At 34.3% G+C, this 25,989-nt stretch carries 28 protein-coding genes and 1 riboswitch; of the genes, 20 read left to right on the top strand and 8 right to left on the bottom strand.

Translation table 11 applies throughout. The annotated features are described in order from the left end of the window. Window positions 1-313 precede the first annotated feature (313 nt). On the top strand, window positions 314-667 hold the full coding sequence (locus QLQ94_RS08215) for a hypothetical protein (RefSeq protein ID WP_271337680.1): 354 nt from the start codon (window positions 314-316) through the stop codon (window positions 665-667). A 74-nt stretch (window positions 668-741) separates the two neighbouring features. Here QLQ94_RS08215 and QLQ94_RS08210 read toward each other — a convergent pair whose 3' ends face one another. Further along, on the bottom strand, window positions 742-1,767 hold the full coding sequence (locus QLQ94_RS08210; RefSeq protein ID WP_271337681.1) for a LacI family DNA-binding transcriptional regulator: 1,026 nt from the start codon (window positions 1,765-1,767) through the stop codon (window positions 742-744). A 196-nt stretch (window positions 1,768-1,963) separates the two neighbouring features. On the opposite strand from QLQ94_RS08210, the gene QLQ94_RS08205 reads away from it, so the two are divergent. From QLQ94_RS08205 to tsf, 6 genes are all read left to right on the top strand, one after another. Further along, complete coding sequence (locus QLQ94_RS08205) at window positions 1,964-2,710, top strand: ferritin-like domain-containing protein (RefSeq protein WP_271337683.1); 747 nt, start codon at window positions 1,964-1,966, stop codon at window positions 2,708-2,710. A gap of 26 nt (window positions 2,711-2,736) precedes the next feature. Next, window positions 2,737-3,549: a ferritin-like domain-containing protein gene (locus QLQ94_RS08200; RefSeq protein ID WP_271337684.1), complete on the top strand. Its 813-nt coding sequence runs from the start codon at window positions 2,737-2,739 to the stop codon at window positions 3,547-3,549. Window positions 3,550-3,743: 194 nt separating this feature from the next. Beyond that, on the top strand, window positions 3,744-4,199 hold the full coding sequence (gene rplM / locus QLQ94_RS08195; protein ID WP_089353105.1) for a 50S ribosomal protein L13: 456 nt from the start codon (window positions 3,744-3,746) through the stop codon (window positions 4,197-4,199). Beyond that, the gene (gene rpsI / locus QLQ94_RS08190) at window positions 4,199-4,585 is read left to right on the top strand and encodes a 30S ribosomal protein S9 (protein ID WP_007808909.1); all 387 of its coding nucleotides are present in this window, start codon (window positions 4,199-4,201) and stop codon (window positions 4,583-4,585) included. Before rplM ends, rpsI begins: the two co-directional genes overlap by 1 nt. Before the next feature lie 176 nt (window positions 4,586-4,761). Beyond that, window positions 4,762-5,571 (top strand): 30S ribosomal protein S2, encoded by an 810-nt coding sequence (gene rpsB, locus QLQ94_RS08185; protein WP_482499497.1) that lies wholly within the window; start codon window positions 4,762-4,764, stop codon window positions 5,569-5,571. 136 nt (window positions 5,572-5,707) lie between these two features. After that, window positions 5,708-6,670: a translation elongation factor Ts gene (gene tsf / locus QLQ94_RS08180; protein ID WP_482499496.1), complete on the top strand. Its 963-nt coding sequence runs from the start codon at window positions 5,708-5,710 to the stop codon at window positions 6,668-6,670. A gap of 406 nt (window positions 6,671-7,076) precedes the next feature. Here tsf and QLQ94_RS08175 read toward each other — a convergent pair whose 3' ends face one another. Beyond that, complete coding sequence (locus tag QLQ94_RS08175; protein ID WP_414655399.1) at window positions 7,077-9,194, bottom strand: M3 family metallopeptidase; 2,118 nt, start codon at window positions 9,192-9,194, stop codon at window positions 7,077-7,079. 169 nt (window positions 9,195-9,363) lie between these two features. Here QLQ94_RS08175 and QLQ94_RS08170 point away from each other — a divergent pair, with 169 nt between their 5' ends. The 11 genes from QLQ94_RS08170 to QLQ94_RS08120 all read left to right on the top strand — a co-directional run bounded on the left by QLQ94_RS08170 (window position 9,364) and on the right by QLQ94_RS08120 (window position 18,555). Further along, the gene (locus QLQ94_RS08170; RefSeq protein ID WP_271337004.1) at window positions 9,364-10,044 is read left to right on the top strand and encodes a queuosine precursor transporter; all 681 of its coding nucleotides are present in this window, start codon (window positions 9,364-9,366) and stop codon (window positions 10,042-10,044) included. Next, complete coding sequence (locus QLQ94_RS08165; protein WP_482499495.1) at window positions 10,041-10,685, top strand: hypothetical protein; 645 nt, start codon at window positions 10,041-10,043, stop codon at window positions 10,683-10,685. The genes QLQ94_RS08170 and QLQ94_RS08165 overlap by 4 nt, the downstream gene beginning before the upstream one ends. After that, window positions 10,685-11,257 (top strand): DNA-3-methyladenine glycosylase I, encoded by a 573-nt coding sequence (locus QLQ94_RS08160; protein WP_271337006.1) that lies wholly within the window; start codon window positions 10,685-10,687, stop codon window positions 11,255-11,257. Before QLQ94_RS08165 ends, QLQ94_RS08160 begins: the two co-directional genes overlap by 1 nt. 84 nt (window positions 11,258-11,341) lie before the next feature. Further along, window positions 11,342-11,438, top strand: a riboswitch (TPP riboswitch). 86 nt (window positions 11,439-11,524) lie between these two features. Beyond that, entirely contained in the window at window positions 11,525-11,731 is a 207-nt protein-coding gene (gene thiS / locus QLQ94_RS08155) for a sulfur carrier protein ThiS (RefSeq protein ID WP_271337007.1), read from the top strand. A gap of 141 nt (window positions 11,732-11,872) precedes the next feature. After that, entirely contained in the window at window positions 11,873-13,696 is a 1,824-nt protein-coding gene (gene thiC, locus QLQ94_RS08150) for a phosphomethylpyrimidine synthase ThiC (protein ID WP_271337008.1), read from the top strand. Between the two features lie 93 nt (window positions 13,697-13,789). Continuing rightward, the gene (locus QLQ94_RS08145; protein WP_271337009.1) at window positions 13,790-14,371 is read left to right on the top strand and encodes a thiamine phosphate synthase; all 582 of its coding nucleotides are present in this window, start codon (window positions 13,790-13,792) and stop codon (window positions 14,369-14,371) included. Further along, window positions 14,347-15,102, top strand: a complete 756-nt coding sequence (locus tag QLQ94_RS08140) for a hydroxymethylpyrimidine/phosphomethylpyrimidine kinase (RefSeq protein WP_482499493.1) — start codon at window positions 14,347-14,349, stop codon at window positions 15,100-15,102. The genes QLQ94_RS08145 and QLQ94_RS08140 overlap by 25 nt, the downstream gene beginning before the upstream one ends. Continuing rightward, the gene (locus QLQ94_RS08135; RefSeq protein WP_482499492.1) at window positions 15,092-15,730 is read left to right on the top strand and encodes a thiamine phosphate synthase; all 639 of its coding nucleotides are present in this window, start codon (window positions 15,092-15,094) and stop codon (window positions 15,728-15,730) included. The genes QLQ94_RS08140 and QLQ94_RS08135 overlap by 11 nt, the downstream gene beginning before the upstream one ends. After that, window positions 15,711-16,487 (top strand): HisA/HisF-related TIM barrel protein, encoded by a 777-nt coding sequence (locus QLQ94_RS08130; RefSeq protein WP_482499491.1) that lies wholly within the window; start codon window positions 15,711-15,713, stop codon window positions 16,485-16,487. The genes QLQ94_RS08135 and QLQ94_RS08130 overlap by 20 nt, the downstream gene beginning before the upstream one ends. A gap of 141 nt (window positions 16,488-16,628) precedes the next feature. Further along, a complete protein-coding gene (gene thiH, locus QLQ94_RS08125; protein WP_482499489.1) occupies window positions 16,629-17,771 on the top strand; it encodes a 2-iminoacetate synthase ThiH in 1,143 nt (380 codons plus the stop codon). Between the two features lie 73 nt (window positions 17,772-17,844). Beyond that, entirely contained in the window at window positions 17,845-18,555 is a 711-nt protein-coding gene (locus tag QLQ94_RS08120; RefSeq protein ID WP_271337014.1) for a HesA/MoeB/ThiF family protein, read from the top strand. Window positions 18,556-18,594: 39 nt separating this feature from the next. Here QLQ94_RS08120 and aat read toward each other — a convergent pair whose 3' ends face one another. The 3 genes from aat to QLQ94_RS08105 all read right to left on the bottom strand — a co-directional run bounded on the left by aat (window position 18,595) and on the right by QLQ94_RS08105 (window position 20,780). Further along, window positions 18,595-19,230: a leucyl/phenylalanyl-tRNA--protein transferase gene (gene aat / locus QLQ94_RS08115; RefSeq protein WP_427402403.1), complete on the bottom strand. Its 636-nt coding sequence runs from the start codon at window positions 19,228-19,230 to the stop codon at window positions 18,595-18,597. 272 nt (window positions 19,231-19,502) lie between these two features. Beyond that, window positions 19,503-19,874, bottom strand: coding sequence for a DUF3127 domain-containing protein (locus QLQ94_RS08110; protein WP_271337016.1), 372 nt, complete (start codon window positions 19,872-19,874; stop codon window positions 19,503-19,505). A gap of 15 nt (window positions 19,875-19,889) precedes the next feature. After that, complete coding sequence (locus QLQ94_RS08105) at window positions 19,890-20,780, bottom strand: flavin reductase family protein (protein ID WP_271337017.1); 891 nt, start codon at window positions 20,778-20,780, stop codon at window positions 19,890-19,892. Window positions 20,781-20,942: 162 nt separating this feature from the next. On the opposite strand from QLQ94_RS08105, the gene QLQ94_RS08100 reads away from it, so the two are divergent. Further along, on the top strand, window positions 20,943-22,094 hold the full coding sequence (locus QLQ94_RS08100; RefSeq protein ID WP_271337018.1) for a sensor histidine kinase: 1,152 nt from the start codon (window positions 20,943-20,945) through the stop codon (window positions 22,092-22,094). A 127-nt stretch (window positions 22,095-22,221) separates the two neighbouring features. On the opposite strand, the gene QLQ94_RS08095 is transcribed toward QLQ94_RS08100, so the two are convergent. Next, on the bottom strand, window positions 22,222-22,608 hold the full coding sequence (locus QLQ94_RS08095; protein ID WP_271337019.1) for an HIT family protein: 387 nt from the start codon (window positions 22,606-22,608) through the stop codon (window positions 22,222-22,224). 68 nt (window positions 22,609-22,676) lie between these two features. After that, entirely contained in the window at window positions 22,677-23,153 is a 477-nt protein-coding gene (gene greA / locus QLQ94_RS08090; protein ID WP_039111852.1) for a transcription elongation factor GreA, read from the bottom strand. Between the two features lie 155 nt (window positions 23,154-23,308). On the opposite strand from greA, the gene QLQ94_RS08085 reads away from it, so the two are divergent. Further along, window positions 23,309-23,722 carry a Rieske (2Fe-2S) protein gene (locus tag QLQ94_RS08085; protein ID WP_271337020.1) on the top strand — a complete coding sequence of 138 codons (414 nt, stop codon included), beginning with the start codon at window positions 23,309-23,311 and terminating at the stop codon, window positions 23,720-23,722. A 54-nt stretch (window positions 23,723-23,776) separates the two neighbouring features. On the opposite strand, the gene QLQ94_RS08080 is transcribed toward QLQ94_RS08085, so the two are convergent. Then, complete coding sequence (locus tag QLQ94_RS08080; protein ID WP_271337021.1) at window positions 23,777-25,939, bottom strand: TonB-dependent receptor; 2,163 nt, start codon at window positions 25,937-25,939, stop codon at window positions 23,777-23,779. Window positions 25,940-25,989 lie beyond the last annotated feature (50 nt).

The raw sequence follows: 25,989 nt of genomic DNA, 5'->3' as shown, positions 1-25,989 counted from the left end.
CAATTGCGTCTCTTCATTAAAAAATTAAAATTATGAATGAGAAAATCTATATCTTGCTGAAAATTTAAAATAACAAGACTAATCTTCCCTAAAAATCAAAATGAAAAGAAACACCTTATTAGCAATAATATCAATTTGCATACTTGCTACAGTAAATTTATTTTGGATTGTAAGATCTACTGCATCAATATCAATGGATCAGGAAATATCTTATAAGGTATCACAAATTATGGGATTTCTAGAATTTCTGGCGTACGCTGCATTATTACCTTTTTTTGTGACATTATACAAAAAACAATAAATAAAAGTTATTATGAATGAAGAATTAAATAAACTTTTTGAAATTAAAAATACTCAATCAGAAGAAAGTACAGACTCGGATTTATTCGATATAACTGTTCACCTCCTGATTAGAATAATAATTCCAATTTTTATTTTTTTTCTGCTATACTCGCTTGTAGAACATTCAGGCAATATAGGAATAGCATATCTAGCTTTTTTCTTCTCATTATTTATCCTTTTTTTAATAATCATTGCACTTTTAATTGAGGCCTCTAACCTTAACAAGAAGAATAAAATATATTTAAGAAATACCAATTATGTTATATTAGCTCTTTATACTCTTCCTTTTATATTGGGACTAATTGTAATTGCAAGAAATTCTTAAATAAAATCCAGATACTTCCTTACCTATTAAAATAAACAAAAAACCATTCGCCGCAGCGAATGGTTTTTGTTTATTTAAACTTTTCTTGTCGATTCCCGTTCTTTCAATTTTGTTTTGATGACGATGGTTTCGTAATCTGAAGTTTCTTCTTCTGATTCCTCTAAACGTTTGATCAATAACTTAGCGGCGACTTCTCCAATTTCAATTCCATGTTGACTAACTGTTGTCAAACTTGGCGACAAACGTCTTGAAGCCAAAATTCCGTCAGCAAAACCTATTATAGATATATCTTCCGGAACTTTATATCCTTTTTTCAAACTTACACGTAAAGCGGCAACTGAATCATTTTCATCCAAAGCAAAAATTGCATCGATTTTATGATCAAAAATTGCATCAATCTTACTCTTCATATCATCTTCAGAATCGGTACGAAGAATAATTTTTTCGTTTACCGGAATATTATTATCCGCTAAAGCTTTCAAATATCCATCTGCTCTTAATTTTCCGACACTTAAATTATCTACTGAAGAAATTAAGGCAATGTTTTTACATCCCAAATTAATTAAATGCTGCGTAGAATTTAAAGCTGAATCAAAATCATCAACTACAACTTTATCACATTCTACTTCATCTGCAATACGATCAAACATTACAATAGGAGTTCCATCATTTATAATTGCTGAAAAATGTGTGTAATCCTGTAATTTTTGTGCTTCTTCAGAAACTGATAGAATGAATCCGTCAATTGTTCCGTTGCTCAACATTTCAAGGGTATGAATTTCTTTCTCTAAAGATTCATTCGAAATACACGTAATTACATTATATCCTTTTTTATCGGCTACTTTTTCGATACCACTAAAAACCTTTGCAAAAAAGGAGTTTAATATATTAGGTATAATTACACCAATTGTTTTGGTTTTACGATTCTTTAAATTCAGACCAATAACATTCGGTTTATAATTTTTGAGTTTGGCATACTCCTTAATCTTCACCTTCGTTTGCTCACTGATTTCCGGACTGTCATTTAACGCCTTAGAAACCGTAGACACAGAAACACCTAGTTCTTTCGCAATTTGTTTTAGAGTTGCTTTAGCTTTCATTTAAAAATAATTTTATGTAATTAATACAAATATAGTAGAATTAGCGAAAATAAAACAAAAAACACCTACCAGTATTTGAAATTATAGGGCATTTTTGAAAATAAAAATAAAAAAGTGTGATTTTTCAAAACCGCACCTACAAAAATTACGTTAATACCTTAATACATGTTATTAACCTTTTTAAAAAACCTAGATTATGAAAAACGAAGTTAAAATTCATGAAGTTGACCCTTCATTGAATAATAGAAGGAGCTTTCTGAAGCTCAGCGGCTTAACACTAGTTACTGCAGGTTTGGTTTTTGCTGGCTGCAGCGATAATGACAATGATAACGATATGGAGGACACATCGTTACCAGGAATTAGAAATGGCGTATTTGACTTAGGCTCTGGTGACTTTGGAGTATTGACTTATGCTTATGCTCTGGAACAACTAGAAGCTGATTTTTATACTAAAGTTGTAAATTCTACAAGCTTTAATAGCACATTTAATGATATTGAACGTCAGGTATTAACTGATTTATATCATCATGAAGTAATTCACAGAGATTTTTTTAAAGCTGCTTTAACCGGAGCACTTCCTGATCCCAATTCTCAATTACTCCCTTCTTTAGCCTTTAATTACGGGTCTCTTAATTTTAATAGCCGTAATGATGTTCTTGCAACTGCAAAAGCCCTTGAAGACACTGGCGTTGCAGCTTATAATGGTGCCGGAAAACTAATTAAAAGCCCTGATTATTTACTATTAGCCGGAAAAATTGTTTCGGTAGAAGCCAGACACGCATCTGCTATTAGAAGTTTGATCAATCCTAATTCTAAGGATTTTGCCGGTGATGATATTGTTAGTGTGTCAACCGGATTGGATGTTGCAAAAGATCCATCTAAAATTCTGCCAATTGCAGGAGGATTTATTACTACAAAATTTACTGCCAAATATTTACCTTAATCTTAACTAGCTAAAACTTAGAAATTATGAATATTTTAAAATTTATAGAAACATTTACTGATGATAGCTTAATGAGAAGCACTGGCTCGAGAAGAGACAGTTTTAATCAGTTTGGAAACATAGGAAAAACACTGGCATATGCATCAATCCCATTTGGATTATCAGCTATGGCAAATAAGGCATTCGCAAAAGATATTACTGCAACACCGGCAACACCTATTGGAGCTTTACAATTTGCATTAACATTAGAATACCTGGAAAACGAATTTTACGCAATGGCATTAGACTCCGGAGTAATCCCGGCATCAGAAAATGGAGGTCGTGATCTAAAAGTTTTTCAACAAATTGCAGCACACGAATCAAGTCATGTTAAATTTTTGATTGCAGGTTTGGGCGGAACAGCAAGTGCAAACTTTGTACCTAAACCCACTTTTGACTTTACTGTAGGCGGCGCATTTGATCCGTTTCACGACTATCCTACCTTCTTAGCATTGGCCCAGGCTTTTGAAGATACAGGTGTAAGAGCTTACAAAGGTCAGGCAGCAAATTTAATTAGTGCCCCTGATTTATTAACTGCCGCATTACAAATTCATTCTGTAGAAGCACGTCACGCTTCAGAAGTTCGACGTTTACGCGGATTAAAAGGATGGATTTCGAATAGTGAAAGAGGCGCAGGAATGCCTGCTGCCACACAAGCTGTTTATGACGGCGAAGGAGTAATAACTCAGGCAGGATTTAATACCTCGACTGCATTTGGAGCCTCCGCAGGATCAGAAGCTTATGATGAACCACTTACGACACAACAAGTCGTTGATATTGCAAATTTATTTATTGTTTAACAACAAATAATTCTAAATATTGAACCACCTTCGCGTTATTGTGAAGGTGGTTTTTTTTTATTGTTTTAAATATAAAACTGAAACCCTGATTTTCAGCAGATAAAATATTCTTTTCAGGTATTTGGTTTTAAAATAATTAATTGTACTTTTGCATCCCCTTTATTGGGGATGGAATGTTTAATTAAAATAATATTATGGACGCATTAAGCTACAAGACAATTTCAGCAAGCAAAGCCACTGTTACTAAAGAGTGGATTGTTGTAGATGCTGAGGGTCATAACTTAGGTCGTCTTGCTTCAAAGGTTGCGATGATCTTAAGAGGTAAGTACAAACCAAGTTACACACCACACGTTGACTGTGGAGATAACGTAATTGTTATCAACTCAGAAAAAATTAACCTTACAGGTAGAAAAATGGATGACAAAGTTTACGTACGTCATACAGGTTACCCAGGAGGACAAAGAACTTTAACTGCTAAAGTATTGCAATCTAAAAACCCTGCATTACTAGTAGAAAAAGCTGTAAAAGGAATGTTACCTAAAAATAAATTAGGAGCTGAACTTTTTAGAAATCTAAATGTTGTTGTAGGATCTGAGCACAAACAAGGAGCTCAAAAACCTAGAACTGTTAACCTAAACGATCTTAAGTAATGGGAGTTATTCACAAAATCGGTAGAAGAAAAACCGCTGTTGCACGTGTATATGTTTCTGAAGGAACAGGAAAAATCACTGTAAACAAAAAAGAATTCGCAACTTACTTTCCAACTGCAACTTTACAATACAAAGTTTTACAACCAATGTCTATGACAGAAAATGTAAATAACTTTGATGTAAAAGTAAATGTTTACGGAGGTGGGTCAACTGGTCAGGCAGAAGCTGTAAGAATGGCATTAGCACGCGTTATGTGTGAAGTAAATGCTGAAAACAGAGCTATCTTAAAACCAGAAGGTTTATTAACAAGAGATCCAAGAATGGTTGAACGTAAGAAATTCGGTCAGAAGAAAGCTCGTAAGAGATTCCAATTCTCTAAACGTTAATATTACCTGTCTTGTTCAATTAGGACAAGACATGATCAATTATTTATTGAAATTAAAAAACACAGTTGTTGTTGCTCTCCTACCGAGGTAGGAAATAGTTTAGCATCTAAATGTATAAAGCCTGGGAAACCGCCATTTATACATTGCTAATCAACAGAACGTAAACTAGTACAAAAATGGCAAACAAAATAGAAGTAAAAGACTTACTAGAAGCAGGTGTTCACTTTGGACACATGACTAGAAAATGGGACCCAAATATGGCCCCTTACATTTATATGGAGCGTAATGGTATTCACATTATCAATCTATATAAAACTGCAGCGAAAATTGAAGAAGCTAGTGAAGCGATGAAAAAAATCGCTGCATCAGGTAGAAAAATCTTATTCGTAGCTACAAAAAAACAAGCAAAAGACATCGTTGCTGAAAAAGCAAAAGCTGCAAACATGCCTTACATCACTGAAAGATGGCCTGGTGGAATGCTAACTAACTTTGTAACTATCAGAAAAGCCGTTAAAAAAATGTCTTCTATTGATAAAATGAAGAAAGATGGTACTTTCATGACGTTATCTAAAAAAGAGCGTTTGCAAGTTGATCGTCTACGTGCTAAATTAGAGAAAAACTTAGGTTCAATCGCTGACATGTCTAGACTACCAGCTGCATTGTTCGTAGTAGATATCAAAGCTGAACATATCGCAATAAAAGAAGCACAAAAATTAAACATTCCAGTTTTCGCAATGGTTGATACGAATTCTGACCCAAGAGAGGTTGATTACGTTATTCCTGCAAATGATGATGCTTCTAAATCAATTGACAAAATTTTATCTTTAGTGACTGCTGCTGTAATCGAAGGTCTTTCTGACAGAGGTTCTGACAAGGAAACTGAAGCTGCAACAACAGAAGAAGCTCCGGCTGCTGCTGCTGCTGTAGAAGCTGCTCCTGCTGCACCAGCTGTTGAAGCTGCTGCTCCTGCTGCAACTGAAGAATAAATCAAATTTAAATTCCAAATTTTAAATTCCAAATTCCAAATACAAATTAAAAACGTTATGTTGATAATTTAATAAAATTGGAGTTTGGGATTTAGAAGATGGAATTTTTACTTTTAACATTAAAATTCAAAATATTATGGCAACAATTACTGCTGCAGACGTAAATAAATTAAGACAAACTACAGGCGCCGGAATGATGGACTGTAAAAAAGCTTTAGTTGAAGCTGATGGAGATTTCGATAAAGCGATACAAAACCTTAGAGAAAAAGGTCAAAAAGTTGCTGCTAATCGTTCTGACCGTGAGTCTTCTGAAGGAGCTGCTGTTTCTTTTGTTAATGCTGACAAAACTAAAGGAGCTATCATAACTTTAAACTGCGAAACAGATTTCGTAGGTAAAAATGAGGCTTTCGTAACTTTAGCTAAAGAATTAGTTGAAAAAGCAATCAACTTTTCTTCTAAAGAAGAATTCTTAGCTTCAGATTTCAACGGAATTACTGTTGCTGAAAAATTAATCGAGCAAACTGGTGTTATCGGTGAAAAAATCGAAATCGGTGGTTTTGAAATTTTAGAAGGTGCTTTCGTAGGATCTTATGTTCACGTTAACAAAATTGCTGCATTAACTGCAATTTCTGCACCAATTGCTAATGGTGACGTTTTAACTAAAGATATCTCTATGCAAGTTGCTTCTATGGGAGCTGATACATTATCTTACAAAGATTTTGACCCAGCTTTCATTGCTTCTGAGCTTGCAGCTCGTATTGCTGTAATCGAAAAAGAAAATGAAGAAGCAAAACGTTTAGGAAAAACTTTAAAAAATGTTCCTAAATATATTTCTTTCTCTCAATTAACTGAAGAAGTTTTAAAACAAGCGGAAGAAGATGCTAAAGCTGAATTAAAAGCTGAAGGTAAACCAGAACAAATTTGGGATAAAATTATTCCAGGAAAAGTTCAACGTTTCATCTCTGACAATACTACTTTAGATCAGGAGAAAGCTTTATTAGATCAAAACTTCATCAAAGATGACAGTAAAAAAGTAAGTGACCATGTTAAAGGATTCAACGTTGAAATCACAGGTTTCAAAAGAGTTTCTTTAGGTTAATATATTATTTCAATTAAAAAGCCCGAATATTTATTTATTCGGGCTTTTTTTGTTTTAATATTTTCTTGTCCTCACTTAGATTTACAAGATCACTCAAGAATTTATATTTAAAGCTTATACCAGAAGAGTGTGTTTTTTTTTAAGTTCATTTGCATATTTTGTCATCTCGACAAAGGAGAGATCACAAAAGAAACTAGACAAAGATTGGCGAATATTTGAACGGAAATACTACCGTGATCTCTCCTTCGTCGAGATGACAAAGAATGTGGTTACTTTCTGTAAAATAAAGACACTATAAGTCTTTTTAATCCTTAAAATCTGTAACTAAAAACTCAGCTCTAAACTTCATAAAAAAAATCCCCGAATAATTATATTATCCGGGGATTTCAATAAAAATCTAATTTTACTATTTTTTATTTATAATAGGAAAGTTTCTTGCGCGCATTAAAGCGTCAGACTTAGGAGCTCTTCCTCTAAAGTTTTCATAAGCTTTCTCCTGATCAATAGTATTTCCTACACTAAAAATATCATCATAAAGTCGTTTTGCAACTTCTTTATCATAAGGTCCTTTTCCTTCTGTAAAAGCCTCATAAGCATCTGCATTAATAACATCTGCCCATAAATAGCTATAGTATCCGGCAGCATATCCATCTCCAGAGAAAATATGTCCGAATTGAGGAATTCTATGACGCATTACAATTTCTGATGGCATATGAAGCGCATCTAAAGTCTCTTTTTCGAATTTATGAGGATCAATAGTTTCTGTTGCCAAGTGAAGTTTCATATCAATTAATGAACTTGAAATTGTTTCTACAGTTGAGAAACCTTCATTAAAATTAGCCGCTTTTTCAATTCTGTCTACCAAAGATTGTGGCAAAGGTTGATTTGTTTTGTAATGCAAAGCAAACTTATTCAATACCTCAGGAGTAGCCAACCAGTGCTCTAACAATTGTGACGGAAACTCTACATAATCTCTCGCAACATTAGTTCCTGATAAACTAGGATACGTTACATTAGAACATAAACCATGAAGCGCATGTCCAAATTCATGAAACAAAGTTGTAGCGTCTTCCCAGGAAATTAAAACTGGCTCATTTGCAGTACCTTTTATAAAATTACAGTTATTAGATACGATAGTAAGAACTTCGCCATCCATTTTTTGCTGATCACGGTAAGCATTCATCCATGCACCAGAACGCTTTCCTGCGCGTGCATAAGGATCAAAATACCACAATCCTACAACTTTACCTGTAATCTTATTACTTACCTCCCAAACACGTACATCTGGATGATATACAGGAACGTTTGTAATTTGTTTGAAACTTAAATTAAACAATTCACCGGCAACCCAAAACATACCTTCACGTAAGTTTTCTAATTGCAAATAAGGCTTCACTTCGTTTTGATCTAAATCGTATTTTGCTTTTCTAACTTTTTCAGCATAGAAACGATAATCCCAAGGCTGAATTTTAAATTTACCACCTTCAGCATCTACAATTTTCTGCATTTCGGCAACATCCTGATGCACTTTTTCTACAGCAGGCTCCCATACTGACAACATTAAATCTAATGTTTTCTTAGGATCTTTTGCCATTTTGTTAGACAAACTCCAATCAGCAAAAGTAGGAAAACCTAATAATTTTGCTTTTTCAGTACGCAATTGCAAAATAGTAACAAGAGTTGAATTGTTATCATTTGCATTACCATTATCACCACGTTTCACGAAAATATCAAATGCTTTTTCTCTTAAATCCCTACGAGTAGAAAAAGTCAAAAATGGCTCAATAGACGAACGTGTATTTGCAACACATCCCATAACATCTAATTTTCTGCTTTTTGCCTCAGCAATTGCTGCATTTTTTACTTCAGCCGGCAAACCATCAAAATCACTTTCTACGTTTAATGCTACATATTGATTGTGCTCTTCTGCTAATAAATTTTGACTAAATTTCGTAAAAAGACTTGCCAGTTCCTGATTGATCTTAGCAACTTTTTCTTTGTCTTTTTCATTCAATTTAGCACCTTCACGAACAAAATCAGTATAATACAACCAAATTAAACGTTGCTGCTCGCTCGTTAGTTTCTTGCTTTCTTTTGAGTTGTACAAAGTTTCTATTCTGGTAAATAGTTTTTTGTTTTGTAAAACTTTGTCATTGAACGCAGATAATTTTGGAGACATTTCTGTTTCTACAGCATCGAATTCCGGAGTGCTTAATGTAGAACCATAAATCCCGTAAACAGTATAAATTCGAGACATTGTTTTACCTGAGCGCTCTAAAGCCGCAATCGTATTATCAAAAGTTGGTGCTTTTGTACTATTTGCAATAGCATCAACCTCGTTTAGTTTTTCCTGAATCGCAAATTGAAGCGCAGGCTTAAAATCCGATACTTTGTACTCATTAAATGCAGGAACTCCTCCGTAAGGTCCTGTCCATTTTTTAAGCAATGGATTGTTGGAATTAGTTTGTGCGTTTGCCGCAAATAAAGTTGTTCCCATGAGAAAAATTGTCATTAATTTTTTCATTATCATTAATTTGATTTTTAATAGAATATTGTTCCAAATGTAACTAAAAATCAGCATTCGAAAGAAAATTTTAACTTTCAAATCAACCTCAAATCCAAGTTTAATTTAAAGCTATCCTTTAGAAGTTATATAGAAATAGTTTAAATTTGGCACATCATTTACCACTCACATGTTTAAAACCCGAAAAGAAATTGTTTTTGTAGTTCTGGCAGGCATCTTTATTACTAATGCTGTTGTCGCTGAACTTATTGGCGGAAAATTAATTCAAGTTGGCCCGTTTGTAATGAGTATTGGTATTTTGCCCTGGCCAGTAGTTTTTTTAACTACGGATTTGATCAATGAATATTTTGGAGAAAAAGGTGTTAAAAAATTATCTTTTATAACAGCCTGTTTAATAGCATACGCTTTTTTAATATTGTTTATGGCTATTGTAATTCCAGCCGCAAAAGGAATTAGTCCTGTAAATGACGAACAATTTCAAGCCGTATTCGGACAAAGTATGTGGATCATTATTGGTAGTTTGATTGCATTTATGGTATCTCAGCTAATCGATGTCTGGATATTTTGGTTCTTTAAACGACGTACCGGAGAAAGAAAAATATGGCTTAGAACCACAGGATCAACTGTAATCTCGCAATTATTTGATTCTTTTATTGTTCTTGGTATTGCATTTTGGTTACCGGGAAAAATTAATTTTGACACCTTTCTTTCGTCAGCTTTAATTGGATATATTTTTAAATTATCAATAGCCATCTTATTGACTCCGCTAATTTATGCAGGACATCATATGATTAAAAAATATCTCGAAAAAGACAATGTTTCAGAGCAAAAAGAAGATGTTAACGAATGAAAAAAGAAAATATAATCTTACTATCAATTTTACTATCATTAAGCATTTTTAGCTGTAATAAAAATGATCGGGAGAAATTACTAAAATCTACCAGCACAATTTCCGAAAAGATAAAAGACATATCAAAAAATACAGTAGAAACGATAACGGCAGTTAAAGATTCTATTGCAAAAACGATATTGCCAAACAAAATAAAAAATGATAAAAGTATTACCGGAGAAGCCAGCATTACAAAAGACAGTACAGAAATAGGAACATTAAACAATGAAAAGATAAGAGGCTTTAACTACTTTAGAAAACTACTTTCGACTTGTAAAACAGGTGAAACATTAACCCAAAAAGAATTAATCGAAAATCATAACATTCCAAAAGAAGGTGTTAAACTGATAAAAAGCATTACGAAAACTGCTGAAGATGAAATTGACATCAAATGGAAATCTACCTGGTTCATTGAAAAAGTATCAGACGCCAAGTTCACGGATGCCAGAATGAAAATCAAATTCGAAGCTAATAAAATGTATACATCAGGAAAAGCAATCGGAATTAAATACAATAAAAAGATCTATAATGATCTAATCATCATAGGAACTTCTGCATATATTCCTTCTGTAAAAGGGTATCATTGGAAAATAGGAAAATAATGGAAAAGGAAAATTTAATTCGATGCGGCTGGTGTTCTTCCAGCGATTTATACAAAAAATACCATGACGAAGAATGGGGCATTCCTGTTTATGATGATGCATCTTTATTCGAATTTCTAATTCTGGAAACTTTTCAAGCCGGATTAAGCTGGATCACTATTTTAAACAAAAGGGAAAATTTCAGGGTAGCTTTTGATCGTTTCGATTATAAAAAAATAGCCAATTATACTGAAGAAAAAATCGAGTCCTTATTGCAAGACTCCGGGATTATTCGAAATAAACTTAAAATTCGTGCAACCATTTCAAATGCACATGCTTTTATGAAAGTGCAAGACGAATTTGGGAGTTTCTCTGATTATATTTGGAAATTCACGAACGGAAAACCCATCAATAACAATCCAAAATCCCTAAAAGACGTTCCGGCCACTACTCCACTTTCAGACGAGATCAGTAAAGATTTAAAAAAACGAGGTTTTAAATTCGTAGGTTCAACCGTGATTTACGCACATATGCAAGCCACCGGAATGGTCAATGATCATATTGAAGATTGCTTTACCCGAAAGGAAAAATAGCCTCATTCACAGTCTCCATTTTTAGTTTTTCAAAAACTTGAAACCTGAAAATTGAAACTTTTAAACAAAATTACATATATTTGCTTCAGACTTTAGGGGTGTCTACAACTTGTAGGCTGAGATTTTACCCTCTGAACCTGATCTAGTTCATACTAGCGTAGGGAAAAGTAAGATGACTTCTGCGCGCATTTTTATGCGTAATTGTAGCCATTCCTAAGGTACCTATTCACTGTAGTGAATTTTTACGGTAACCTAAAAACTTAAGGAATGGAACTAAAAATCAACCAACAAATCAAACAATTCAATGCTGAATCGTTAAGCGTTCAGTCATTGCTCGATCTCGAAATTCCACACAAACAAAACGGAATCGCCGTTGCCATTAATAATACCGTTGTTCCAAAAACCAATTGGAACCAACATCTTGTACGCGAAACTGACGAAATTCTTATTATTTCAGCAACGCAGGGAGGATAAAATTAAAATCCCAATTCAATTCCGATAACCATCGGGACCAAATTCCAAATTCCAATTGACATACATAACGTAGACGCACTGCTGTGCGCCTCTACGGAAAACCTGAAACCTTAAACAAGAAAAACTTTTAAACTTCTCCATATGACTAACGAAGAAAAAATTTCCAGAACTCCTTTTCCAAACTCCAAAAAAATATATGTAAAAGGTGAAATTCACCCAATAGAAGTTGCCATGCGCGAAGTTATTCTTAGCGATACAAAACTCTCTAATGGCGGAATCGAAAAAAATCCACCAGTAACTATTTACGATACTTCTGGCCCATACACAGATCCAAACATCGAAATTGATATTCGAAAAGGATTACCACGCTTACGCGAAAGTTGGATCCTGAATAGAAATGACGTAGAAATTCTAAATGAAATATCTTCAGATTACGGTCAAACCAGATTGAAAGATGAAAGTTTAGATCACCTTAGATTCGAATATTTACATCAGCCAAAAAAAGCAAAAAATGGCGCGAACGTTACCCAATTGTATTACGCAAAACAGGGCATTATAACTCCGGAAATGGAATATATCGCCATTCGCGAAAACCAACGCATCGAACTTTTGAACGAGCAGACTAAAGCGATGAAATGCCAACACAGCGGACATAGCTTTGGTGCAAATACTCCAAAAAGTAAAATCACTCCGGAATTTGTTCGCAGCGAAGTTGCTTGCGGAAGAGCGATTATCCCAAACAACATCAACCATCCCGAAAGTGAACCCATGATTGTTGGACGTAATTTTCTGGTAAAGATAAATGCCAATATCGGGAATAGTGCTGTAACTTCAAGCATCGAGGAAGAAGTCGAAAAAGCTGTTTGGGCTTGCCGTTGGGGCGCAGACACGATTATGGATTTATCTACGGGAAAAAATATTCATGAAACCCGAGAATGGATTATACGTAATTCACCGGTTCCAATTGGTACGGTTCCTATTTATCAAGCTTTAGAAAAAGTAAAAGGAATCGCCGAAGATTTAACCTGGGAAGTTTTCCGAGATACTTTAATCGAACAGGCAGAACAAGGCGTTTCGTATTTCACTATTCATGCCGGAGTTTTATTGCGCTATATACATTTAACTGCTGATCGTGTTACCGGAATCGTTTCTCGTGGCGGATCAATCATGGCAAAATGGTGTTTATTTCATCATAAAGAAAACTTTTTATATACCCATTTCGAAGAAATCTGCGAAATCATGAAACAATATGATGTCGCTTTTTCTTTGGGCGATGGTTTGCGTCCGGGCTCTATTGCAGATGCTAACGATGCTGCACAATTTGCCGAATTAGAAACATTGGGAGAACTGACAAAAATCGCATGGAAACATGATGTTCAGGTTTTTATTGAAGGTCCTGGTCACGTACCAATGCACATGATCAAAGAAAACATGGACAAACAATTAGAACATTGCCATGAAGCTCCGTTTTATACTTTAGGCCCTTTAACTACTGATATTGCCCCAGGTTACGATCATATTACATCTGCCATTGGAGCTGCAATGATTGGCTGGTATGGTTGCGCAATGTTGTGCTATGTCACGCCAAAAGAACATCTGGGCTTACCCAACAAAAAAGATGTAAAAGATGGCGTGATCACTTATAAAATATCTGCTCATGCTGCTGATTTAGCCAAAGGTCATCCGGGAGCACAATATCGTGATAACGCCTTGAGTAAAGCACGTTTCGAATTTCGTTGGGAAGATCAGTTTAATCTATCCTTAGATCCAGATACAGCCAGAGAATTTCATGATGAAACTCTTCCTGCTGATGGTGCAAAAGTGGCTCATTTCTGCTCAATGTGCGGACCTAAATTCTGTTCTATGAAAATATCTCAGGAAATACGCGATGTCGCTGCTGCCGAAAAAGGGATGCAGGAGAAATCAGAAGAGTTTATTGAGCAAGGGAAAGAAATTTATATTTAGGAAGAGAGAATTGATTAGAGAGAAAAGAATAAAGAAAATAGAACAAAGAGAATAGATTAGAGAGAATAGAACAAAGAGAAAAGAATAAAGACTATGATTGTAATTACAAATCCTTCTGCTATTGCAAATGAAATCAGCATTATAGATTCTTTGTTTGAAGAAGGATTGTCTTTGCTTCATGTTAGGAAACCTTATTTTTCTGAGATTGAGATGGCGGAATTTATCCATCAGATAAAACTTGACTTTCGTTCTAATCTAGTTTTGCACAATCATCACCAATTAGCTGAAAATTTTGAAATTTACAGGGTACACTTTTCTGAAAAAGAAAGGAAAAATAATTTAACAATGAGTCATAACAGAAGGACATCTTCGACATCAACACATTCCATAGAAGATTTCAATGCCTTGGAAGAGAATTTTGATTACGCTTTTCTAAGTCCTGTTTTTACAAGTATTTCTAAAGAGAACTACCATCCAGGAGAAAACCTTTTTGAAGCTTTAAAATCACGAAAAAATCATCAAACTAAAGTTGTCGCTTTAGGCGGAATTGATTCTGAAAATATCCAAAAAACACTTGAAAATGGTTTTGATGATGTTGCACTTTTAGGAAGTATCTGGAATAACGAAAATCCAATAAAACAATTCAAATTATGTCAAAAAATCGCCCATTCGTAGTCAGTATAGCAGGTTTTGACCCAACTGGTGGCGCAGGTGTTTTGGCAGATATCAAAACATTTGAACAGCATGAGGTTACTGGATTTGCCATTATAACAGGCAATACCATCCAGACTGAAAATGAATTTCATGCTATTGAATGGACAGATTTAAACTTTGTAATTCGTTCGATTGATACTTTATTTCAAAACTATAAAATTGCAACTGTAAAAATTGGGATTGTTCCCTCATTACATTATCTGAACCAAATTCTTTCGAGAATAAAAACACTTACTCCCGACGTTAAAATTGTTTGGGATCCGGTTTTAAAATCGACTACAAAATTCGAATTCATGAATATGGAAGATCAACTGGATTTAAATACAATTTTATCCAAAATAGATTTGATCACTCCTAATTATAATGAAATCGAAGTTTTATTTCCAGGTTTTATTCCAGATCATCTTGGATTGCAAAATGAAATTCAAACAAACATTTTATTAAAAGGCGGACACAATCTTTCTGAAATTGGAACTGACCGTTTATTCCTGAAAAATGAAGTTGTTGATTTACTGCCTTCTGACAATAACTGTTTTGAAAAACATGGTTCCGGTTGTGTATTATCATCAGCAATTTCCGCCAATCTGGCATTGAATCAAAATATAAAAGAGGCCTGCAAAAATGCCAAAACCTATATCGAAAAATACCTGAGTTCAACTTCAACTTTAATCGGATATCATTATGTACCATAAACTGCAATACATTTCACAAGGAAAAACAATCGAAGAACAATTGTATAATATTCATCAGGCACTTGACGCAGGATGCGATTGGATACAAATGCGATTCAAAGATCAAACTGCCAAAGATACTTTTGCTTTAGCTGAAGCTGTAAAATTTTTATGCGACGAATATCTGGCGAATTTCATTGTAAACGACAATCTTTATCTCGCTCAGCAAATTGCCGCTGACGGGGTACATTTAGGATTATCAGACATGAGAATCGATGAAGCAAGAGCAATTTTAGGCAATACGAAAATTATTGGCGCAACTGCAAATACATTTGAAGACATTGAAAATCACGTCAAAAATGGTTGCGATTATATTGGATTGGGACCTTTTCGATTTACTAATACTAAAGAAAAATTAAGTCCAATTTTAGGTCTGTCAGGTTATCACGAAATTCTTCAAAGACTAATAACCAATAAAATACAGATTCCTGTTTATGCCATTGGAGGAATTACTTTAGAAGATATAAATCCCTTAATGGAAACCGGAATTCATGGTATTGCAGTATCAGGAATGATCACCAATAGCAATCAAAAAAAGAAATTAATTCAACAACTAAACGAAAAGTTATATGCAAACGTCATTGTTTAAAATTGGAGATAAAACCTTAACCTCCCGCCTGTTTTTAGGAACCGGGAAATTTGGTTCTAATCGTGAAATGGAAGAAGCCATTTTAGCATCAGGAAGTGAATTGGTTACCGTTGCTCTAAAACGCATCGATTTAGAAACTGAAACCGATGCTATTTTATCGCATCTACAACATCCAAACATTCATTTATTACCTAATACATCTGGTGCAAGAAATGCAAAAGAAGCTGTTTTTGCCGCTCAATTAGCCAGAGAAGCGTTAGAAACAAATTGGCTGAAACTAGAAATTCATCCGGATCCAAAATACTTAATGCCGGACCCAATTGAAACGCTCAAAGCAACAGAAGAATTAGCTAAACTTGGCTTTTTTGTTTTACCATACATACATGCTGATCCTGTTTTGTGCAAACACTTAGAGAACGCAGGAACTTCGGCCGTGATGCCGCTAGGTTCACCAATTGGAAGCAATAAAGGTTTGAAAACTATCGATTTTCTAGAGATTATTATCGAACAAAGCAATGTTCCCGTAATTATAGATGCCGGAATTGGTGCACCGTCTGATGCTGCAAAAGCAATGGAAATTGGTGCCGATGCTGTTTTGGTGAATACCGCAATTGCCGTCGCCGGAAATCCTAAATTAATGGCAGAAGCTTTTAAGGAGGCTGTCATTGCTGGTAGAAAAGCTTTTGAAGCTAAAATCGCTAATCAACAGAATTATGCGATTGCTTCTAGTCCTTTGACATCTTTTCTTTATGATTAAAATATTTAACCGCAAAGTTCGCAAGGTTTTTTCGCAAAGGCCGCTAAGCTTTGCAGACTTTTTAATCAGACGTAAAAAAGACAAAGCTTAGCGGCCTTTGCGTAATTCTTAGCGCTCTTTGCGGTAAAAAAAATCAAGCCAATGAATACTTTTAAAGCCATTTTTCAGCAATACGATTGGGACACTATTCAATCAAAAATATACCACACTACATCAAAAGATGTAGAACGTTCTTTGTCTAAAACCAAACGCAATCTCGATGATTTTCTAATTCTAATTTCTCCTGCTGCTCAAAATTATTTGGAGCAAATGGCTCAAGAATGCCATGAAATTACTAAAAAACGTTTCGGCAGAACCATTCAAATGTATGCGCCACTTTATCTAAGCAATGAATGCCAGAACATTTGCACATATTGCGGTTTTAGTTTAGACAATAAAATCAAACGAAAAACACTTTTAGATTCTGAAATAAAACTCGAAGTCGAAGCTTTAAAAAGTCTTGGCTTTGATCATGTTTTATTGGTAACCGGCGAAGCAAATTACACCGTAAATATTAATTATTTTCTGAATGCAATTGCCTTAATAAGAGAGCAATTTTCGATTATTTCGGTTGAAGTTCAGCCACTTTCAACCGAAGATTATGAACGTTTGCATGACGCCGGCGTGTATTCGGTTTTAGTGTATCAGGAAACCTATCATCAGGAAGTATACAAAAAATACCATACTAAAGGCAAAAAATCAAATTTCGATTATAGATTAGAAACTCCTGATAGAATTGGAACTGCAGGAATTCATAAAATAGGTTTAGGTGTTTTATTAGGTTTGGAAGACTGGCGTACCGATAGTTTCTTTAATGCTTTACATCTCGATTATCTTCAAAAGAAATATTGGCAGACCAAATATTCGGTTTCTTTTCCGAGACTTCGTCCGGCTGAAGGCATTATTGAACCTAACTTTATTATGGATGATAAAGATCTAACACAGCTTATTTGTGCGTATCGTTTGTGGAATGAAGATCTTGAAATTTCAATTTCGACAAGAGAAAATGAGAAATTCAGAAACAACATTATTCCAATTGGGGTAACGAGTATGAGCGCAGGATCTAAAACAAATCCAGGTGGTTATGTGGTTGATCAGCAATCTCTGGAACAATTTGAAATCAGCGATGAACGTTCCGCCAGAGAAATTGCACAAATTATAACAAACACAGGTTACGAACCTGTTTGGAAAGATTGGGACAAAATATACAGTCATAAAGTCGAAAGTTATAAAGTCTTAGAGTAAAATACTTTACTTTGATTCCGGCCTTTCTCTTGGACTTTTGATCTTCGACTTTACACTTTAAGACTTAAATTAAATGAGCATTATACAAGAATTTTTACGTTACAACAGACAAACAATCTTACCTGAAATTGGAGACGAAGGCCAGGAAAAACTGAAAAAAGCAAAAGTTTTGGTTATTGGCGCCGGTGGTTTGGGTTGTCCCATCTTGCAATATATAGCCACAGCTGGTGTCGGTTTTATTGGAATTATGGATTATGATACAATTGAAATTCACAATTTACACCGACAGATTTTATATACTGAAAAAGAAATTGGTCAGCAAAAAACTCTTGTTGCTACAGAAGTGGTTTCAAAACTAAATCCCTTAATAGAAGTACTCGCAATAACTGAAAAACTAACGATTGAAAATGCCAATCAAATTATTCAACAGTATGATATTGTTGTAGACGGTTCAGATAATTTTGCAACACGTTATTTAGTAAACGATACTTGTGTTACTTTGCAAAAACCATTGGTTTACGGGAGTATTTTAAAATTTGAAGGTCAGATTGCCGTTTTTAATCATAACGGAAGTAAAAATCTGCGTGACATATTTCCTGAAATGCCGGATCCAAAGGATGTTCCAAATTGCAATTTAAATGGTGTTTTGGGTACTTTGCCGGGAATTATAGGAACAATGATGGCGCACGAAACCCTAAAGTTAATTTTGGATCTACCTACTTTAAAAAATGAATTAGTACTTTTTAATACGCTGAATTATAGTTTTACAAAATTGAATTTTTAAAAAAAAATATATTTACAATAGAGTATAAATTACACTCCTTTATTTTTCTAAAATAGACATAAACTCTTCACGATCGATTTCCCGACAACCTAAACTCTCTAAATGTGGATTATAAACCTGACAATCTAAAAGTTTATAATTCTCTTTTTTTAAATAATTTGCCAAAGCTATAAAAGCAACTTTCGAAGCATTTGATACTTTCGAGAACATACTTTCGCCACAAAATACATGACCCAGATCGATTCCGTACAAACCTCCTACCAAAACCTCATCTTGCCAAACCTCAACAGATTTTGCAATTCCCTGCTGATTCAGTTTACAATAAGCATCGATCATTTCGTTTGAAATCCATGTTCCGTCCTGACCATCACGTTTTATGTTTTGGCAATTTGAAATCACAGCTTCAAAGTTTTGATTAAAAGTAATTTTAAACTGATTTCGATTCAGGATATTACGCATGCTTTTAGACACAATTAATTCATCTAAAAATAAAACCATTCTGGGATCCGGAGACCACCAAAGTATTGGATCTCCTTCATTAAACCAGGGGAAAATTCCACTTTTGTAAGCTAACTTCAATCGTTCCGGATCTAAATCGCCGCCAATGGCAAGAATACCTTCTTCATCGGCTTCTGAAACCGGGGGAAAAAACAAATCGTTGAATACGTAATACATCTTTTAAAATAAAAATTCCAATCCTGAGGCTTCGGGATAAATTCCAAATTACAAACACCTGACTTCTACAATCTTGTCATTTCGACGAAGGAGAAATCACACTAGCTGGTCAACAACAATTGTCTGTATTCTTTGACGAGTTTTGTGTGTGATTTCTCCCTTCGGTCGAAATGACATAAAATGCGTTGAGTTTCTAATACAAAAAATTCCAAACTCCAATTGCATATTTATGAATTGGAATTTGGAATTTGACTTTCTGACTTTAAACCTTTTTAGAAAGGTAAATCGTCCGGTTCGTCTTCGTTTAAGTTTGTAGCCGGAGCAAAAGTCTCTGCTGTAGGCATTGCCGGAGTCTGTCCAGGACCTTCTGGCGCTACTCTTTCGATTCTCCAACCTTGAATACTATTGAAATATCTGGTTTCTCCTTGTGGATTAACCCATTCTCTTCCTCTTAAATTGATAGAAACTTTTACTGCCTCACCTTGTTTGTAGCTACTTAATAAATCGCATTTATCTTGTGTAAATTCGATCAAAATATGCTGTGGATACTGCTCATCTGTGGTAACAACCAACTCTCTTTTTTTGAATGCAGCACTAACTTGTTGCTCTGGGTTCACCACTTTTACTTTTCCTGTAACTTCCATCTTCTTCTATATTAATTATTGTTTCTTTTCTATTTTTTTTGCTAAAAGCACTTTCCATGCCGATGAAATATCATCGTTATTCAAATATTTTTTAGCTTCTAAATGTAGCTTTTCCTGATCGTCGGAACTTAATACTCCTTTGACCGAAAAGTTTTCTTTCACAAATATACTAACTTCTTCTGTTGTAGGCAAGGCTTCAATGTTACCTAATTTCCCGAGATCATTTCCGTCAAAAACGGTGCTTTTCCTGATATAATTCGGGATTACATCTACTCCAACGCCTAATGTTGTCAAGGGTTTTGGGACTTCAAAAAGTCCCGCATTAGATCTTGAATACCAATTACTTCCTAATCTCGAAACCAGGTCTATTTTATGTTGATCGATAGCACCATTTTCATCTAAAACAGCTTCGTGAATATGAATTTTCACCACTTCACAAAGAATCAAATTCCCTGCTCCGCCCTGATCTCCTAACGGAATAATCTGCGTGACTTTGCACTCAAACTGCACGGGAGACTCTTTTACACGATACGGTTTTACAAAATCTGACGGAATTTGTGTTAATCCGGCTTTGATAAATTCGTTTACTCCTTCTCCATATTCAGTACTGGCTAATGATGTTTGCTGTACCATATCATAATTGACTACATTGATTACCACTTCGCGAGTTGCTTCGGCATTGATCAAAGTATGTTTTATGGTATTATCACGAACACGACGCGCTGGCGAAAAAACCAAAATTGGCGGATTGGCACTGAACACATTAAAAAAACTAAAAGGCGACAAATTCGGGATTCCTTTTGTACTTATTGTACTTGCAAAAGCAATAGGCCTTGGCCCAACTGCACTTTGCAGATAACCTTGCAGTTTTACCGTTGTAATTTCTTTAGGATCGATGCTAATCATAGAATTTTTCTTTTTAACCGAATCTCATTTCCGCAACTGCAAAAGTATAGAAATCGTTTCTGCCAAAGAAATAGTTTTAGATTTAAAAACAAAAAATCTTTAGAGGCTTACAAAATATTAAATGTGTTTATTTCGTTATATTTATACCTCAAAAAATATTTTATGTCTTTTTCCGAAAGAAGAAATACAACCCGGTGGATTATTGTTTTCATTTCCTTTTTAATCATTTCTTTGATTCTCTGGAACACTTATACTTTTTTTCAAATTTTTAAAAACGAAGAAAGACTTAAGATGAACCTTTGGGCCAATGCTCAAAAAACATTAGTGAATGCGGATGAGAATACTGATCTGGATTTACCACTTGATATTTTAAACAACAATACATCTGTTCCTGTTATGCTCACGATGTACGACAAGGTGATTAGTTCTGTGAATGTTCCTGAAGAAATCCTTGCAGACAAAAAGAAATCTATGTCGTATTTAAAAAATCTAAAGAATGAAAACGAACCTATCATTATTGAATATGCTCCCGGAAAACATCAGCGAGTTTATTATGGAAATTCGGCTTTAATCAATAAGCTTAAATATTATCCGGTTGCGTTATTGCTGATTATATTTTTATTTGGTGCTTTAATTTATAACTTTTATAAAAGCACTAAAATGGCCACTCAAAACAAACTTTGGGCAGGAATGGCAAAAGAAACAGCGCACCAGATCGGGACGCCTTTATCTTCTTTAATAGGCTGGGTTGAGATTTTAAAGACTGAAGACATTGATCCATCCATAACAACAGAGATCGAAAAAGATATTGAACGTTTGCAGACTATCACAGATCGTTTTTCTAAAATTGGTTCTGTTCCTGTCTTAGAAGAACATGATATTATTGCCGAAACCCTGAATACTTATGAATATTTGCAATCTCGTTTTTCTAAACAAGTTGCTTTTTCTTATCACGGTTCAAAAGAACCAATATTAGTGATGATAAATCCAACATTGCACAGTTGGACGATCGAAAATTTAGTAAAAAATGCCATTGATGCCATGAAGGGAAAGGGAACCCTGGATCTTCAAATCGAACAGGATGCGCATCATGTAAAAATAAATGTAAAAGATTCCGGAACCGGAATTCCGAAGAGTCAATTCAAATCGATTTTTGAACCTGGTTTTACCACTAAAAAACGCGGCTGGGGATTAGGGCTTTCCTTAACCAAACGAATTGTTGAAGAATACCATGCCGGAAAAATAAAAGTGCTACATTCTGAAATTGGAAAAGGAACTACTTTTCAAATTTCATTAAATAAAAAAGTGCAGTAAAACAATTTACTGCACTTTTCCTATTTTTACTTTGTCAAATCAAGTAGATCCGAAACCCTTTATGTTCAATCAGGACTTGGCTTCGACTTCGCTCAGCCTGACATCCGTCAAAACAAAAATCTTACACTTACAAATTTGCCTGAATACTTTTAGCCAAAGCTTCAAATTCTTCTTTAGAAAGTGATACTTTATTATGAAAACGCATTTCATCCATTTCGTTTAACGGAATCAAATGAACGTGCGCATGGGGAACTTCTAATCCTACAACTGCCATACCTACTCTTTTGCAAGGAACGGTTTTCTCTATAGCAATTGCAATTTTCTTAGAAAACTTCATTAATCCTAAATACAACTCATCATCCATATCAAAAATCTTATCGATTTCTTGTTTTGGAATGCACAGCGTATGTCCTTTAGCATTTGGGTTTACATCTAAAAAAGCCAAATAATTATCGTCTTCAGCAATTTTATATGCAGGAATTTCTCCGTTTACTATTTTGGTAAATATGCTCATTGCGTAATCGTTAATTTGGTAAATCGTTTAATCGGTTAACCAATTAAACAAATAGACGGTTAAACTATTTAGTCTCTTGTAATTTCTAATATTTCAAATTTCAAAACTCCGTTTGGAACTGTGATTTCTGCTACTTCTCCAACAGATTTCCCTAGTAAACCTTTTCCAATAGGAGAAGTTACAGAGATTTTTCCCGTTTTCAAATCGGCTTCACTTTCCGCAACAAGCGTGTACTTCATTTCCATTCCGTTGCTTTGGTTCTTAATTTTCACATTAGAGAGTACCAATGCTTTCGAAACATCAAGTTGTGATTCGTCTATTAATCTTGCATTAGAATACACTTCTTCCATTTTAGAAATTCTCATTTCTAATAAACCTTGTGCTTCTTTTGCTGCATCATATTCGGCGTTTTCAGATAAATCACCTTTGTCTCTTGCTTCTGCTATATCTTGAGATGCCTTTGGTCGCATTACACTTTTTAAATGCTCCAACTCATCTTTTAATTTTTTTAATCCTTCTGCTGTATAATAAGATACTTTACTCATAACTTCGTCGTTTATATAAATACAAAAAATCCCATCGGGACGGGATTTTGTATTACAAATATACTATTATTTTTAATAGTACATAATTATATGTTAATCATATAAAAATCAAATCTAAATAAATTATTTTTGTTTCACTAATTCTTATTAAAATAATGAAAAAATTCTGGCTCTTAACCCTGTTTATTTCTGTGCTTTTCTCTTGTAGCGATAATAACTTAAGCAACAAAAATCCTAACATACCCAGTTATCCGGTTAACTTATCAATTGATATGAATCTACCTGCTTACTCTAATCTTAAGTTTGTGAGCAATGGTATTATAATTCCTAATTATGGTGCAAAAGGAATTATTATTTTTAATGCCGGAAGTGGTTATAATGCCTTTGATGCTGCGTGTCCTAATCAAGCCGTAAATTCATGCGTTGCAATGACAATAAACGGAATAAATGCTTTATGTTCTTGCGACAAATCAGAATATAGCTTGTTTACCGGACTTGGAGGTAAGGAATATCCATTGAAACAATATCGTGTCGAAGTAAGCGGAACCGTGATTCACGTTTATAATTAATATAAAAAAAGCCTGAAAAATTTAATTTTCAGGCTTTTTTTATATCACATATCCTTAAAACTTCAAAGTCAATCCTGCCAGGAAATTAATTCCTGCCTGCGGATAATAGGACGGATAAATATCCCACATTGCTCCGTTTGAAACATATTTTTTATCCAGAATATTATTTACTAAACCGGTAATCATAATTGATTTAAAAATAGATTTTGGTTTTATTTCGTAAGATATATTCAAATCGTTTACAAAGTAATCTGCTAGTTTAGCTGCAGGCAATTCGATATTGTTCATGTATTGTTCTCCAACATATTTTTGTAATAAAGAAATATGAAAATTCTCCATTGGACTATACACAATAATATTTCCGGCAATAACATTTGGCGAATAAGCAATATCCGTTGTTCCGTAGTATTGTCCTTCGACAGCAAGATCAACATTTTTATTACTGCTTAAAGTGAAGTTTGGTCTAAGAAGGAATTTTTCAGAAAGTTTTATTGTCGCATCAACTTCAAATCCTAAACGGTAACTTTTTTCAGTATTAGCACGTATTGGAGCTCCAACATCATCTAATCTTCCGGTTAAAATCAACTGATCTTTATAGCCCATATAGTAGAAATTAGAATTCAATTGAAATTTCTCTGAATTGAATCTCCAGCCTAATTCAAAATCATTTAATTTTTCAGGTTTCACATTTCCGCCTTCATAATCGGTTCTGTTAGGTTCACGATTAGCACGTGCGTAAGAAAAGTAAAGTGTGTTCTTTTGATTGATTTCGTAATTTAAACCTGCTTTTGGATTAAAGAAATTGAATGTATCATCAACTATTCCTGTTTCTTTACTATTGGCTTTATATTGTACTCTTCTGTATTGCAAATCACCGTAAAAACTTAATTTTTCAGTAAACTGATAATTTGCTTTTGCAAAAATATTTCCATCTGTTTTTGTCGAATAATCATCGTAATAATGATCTCCTAATTCAGACTGAGAAGCATATCTGGCCCAGATTACTTTTCCGTAATGATCGCCTTCGTATTTATTCCAGCCTCCGCCTAAGATAACGTCTAGTTTTTCGTCTTTATACTTTACTGAAAAAGTCGTTCCGTAGAAATCATTGTCTAACCATTTCTGACGAATTAAATCTGTTTCTGAAATAGTTCCAACCGGAGCTAAATTGTACTCAGACATAACAGCATCTTCTTTGTAGTTTTCAAAGTAACCTTTTCCTTTTGTATAATGAAGGGCTAAATTTGTGCTCCATTTATCAGAAAATGATTCGCTCCAATGCAACTGATAATGGTTCTGATCATAATTATCCGTTTCATTATCATAATAACGAATATTTCCTGCTTCGTCTGTATATTCTCCTGCAGAATTATAAGTACGATCTGAATTTAGTTTTTCAGCATCAATTCCGTTCCAGGATTGATATGTTTTTTGTGTTCCGCCAAAAACCAAGGCTTTAATTAAGGTAGTTTTTCCAACATAAGTTCCTTGCAGAAAATAGGATTTCAGGTCTGAACTGGCGCGATCTACATAACCATCAGACTTAATGGTAGACAAACGTCCTGCCAACTCAAAATGATCGTTTAATAAACCTGTACTGAATTTTACCGTATTTTTATTTGAATTGAAACTACCATAAGAACTGGAAATTTCTCCTGTTGGTTTTGAAGCATAACTATCTGTAAGCATATTTAAACTCGCACCAAACGCTCCGGAACCATTTGTCGAAGTTCCTACACCGCGCTGTAACTGCAGACTTTCTACAGATGAGGCAAAATCCGGCATATTTACCCAAAATGTTCCCTGACTTTCAGAATCGTTATAAGGAATTCCGTTGATCGTTACGTTTACTCTTGTAGCATCACTACCACGAACTCTGATCCCGGTATACCCTATTCCGCCTCCCGCATCAGAAGTAGTAACAACAGATGGTAAATAATTCATTAGAACAGGGATATCCTGTCCGAGATTTCTAAATTTAATTTCTTTTTTATCCATATTACTAAATGTAACCGGAGTTTTTGCAGTAACACGAACTGCTGAAACTAACACATCATCAAGTTTATTGACTTTGGTTGAATCTTGTTCCTGTGAAATAGAAGAAAGAGAATAGAGGAAAGAAAATAGAATAAAGAAAATAGATTTGGTTCTGTCCATTTTTTGAACCTTAGAACCTTTGCAACTTAGTACCTCAGTACCTTTAATAATAGTTTTCATTCGTAAAGAATTACGAATAAAAGGGGGAATTATTCTTTGTTAAATTAATA

It is taken from the genome of Flavobacterium sp. B114r, assembly GCF_056824125.1.
This window is presented reverse-complemented; position numbering and strand designations above follow the sequence as displayed.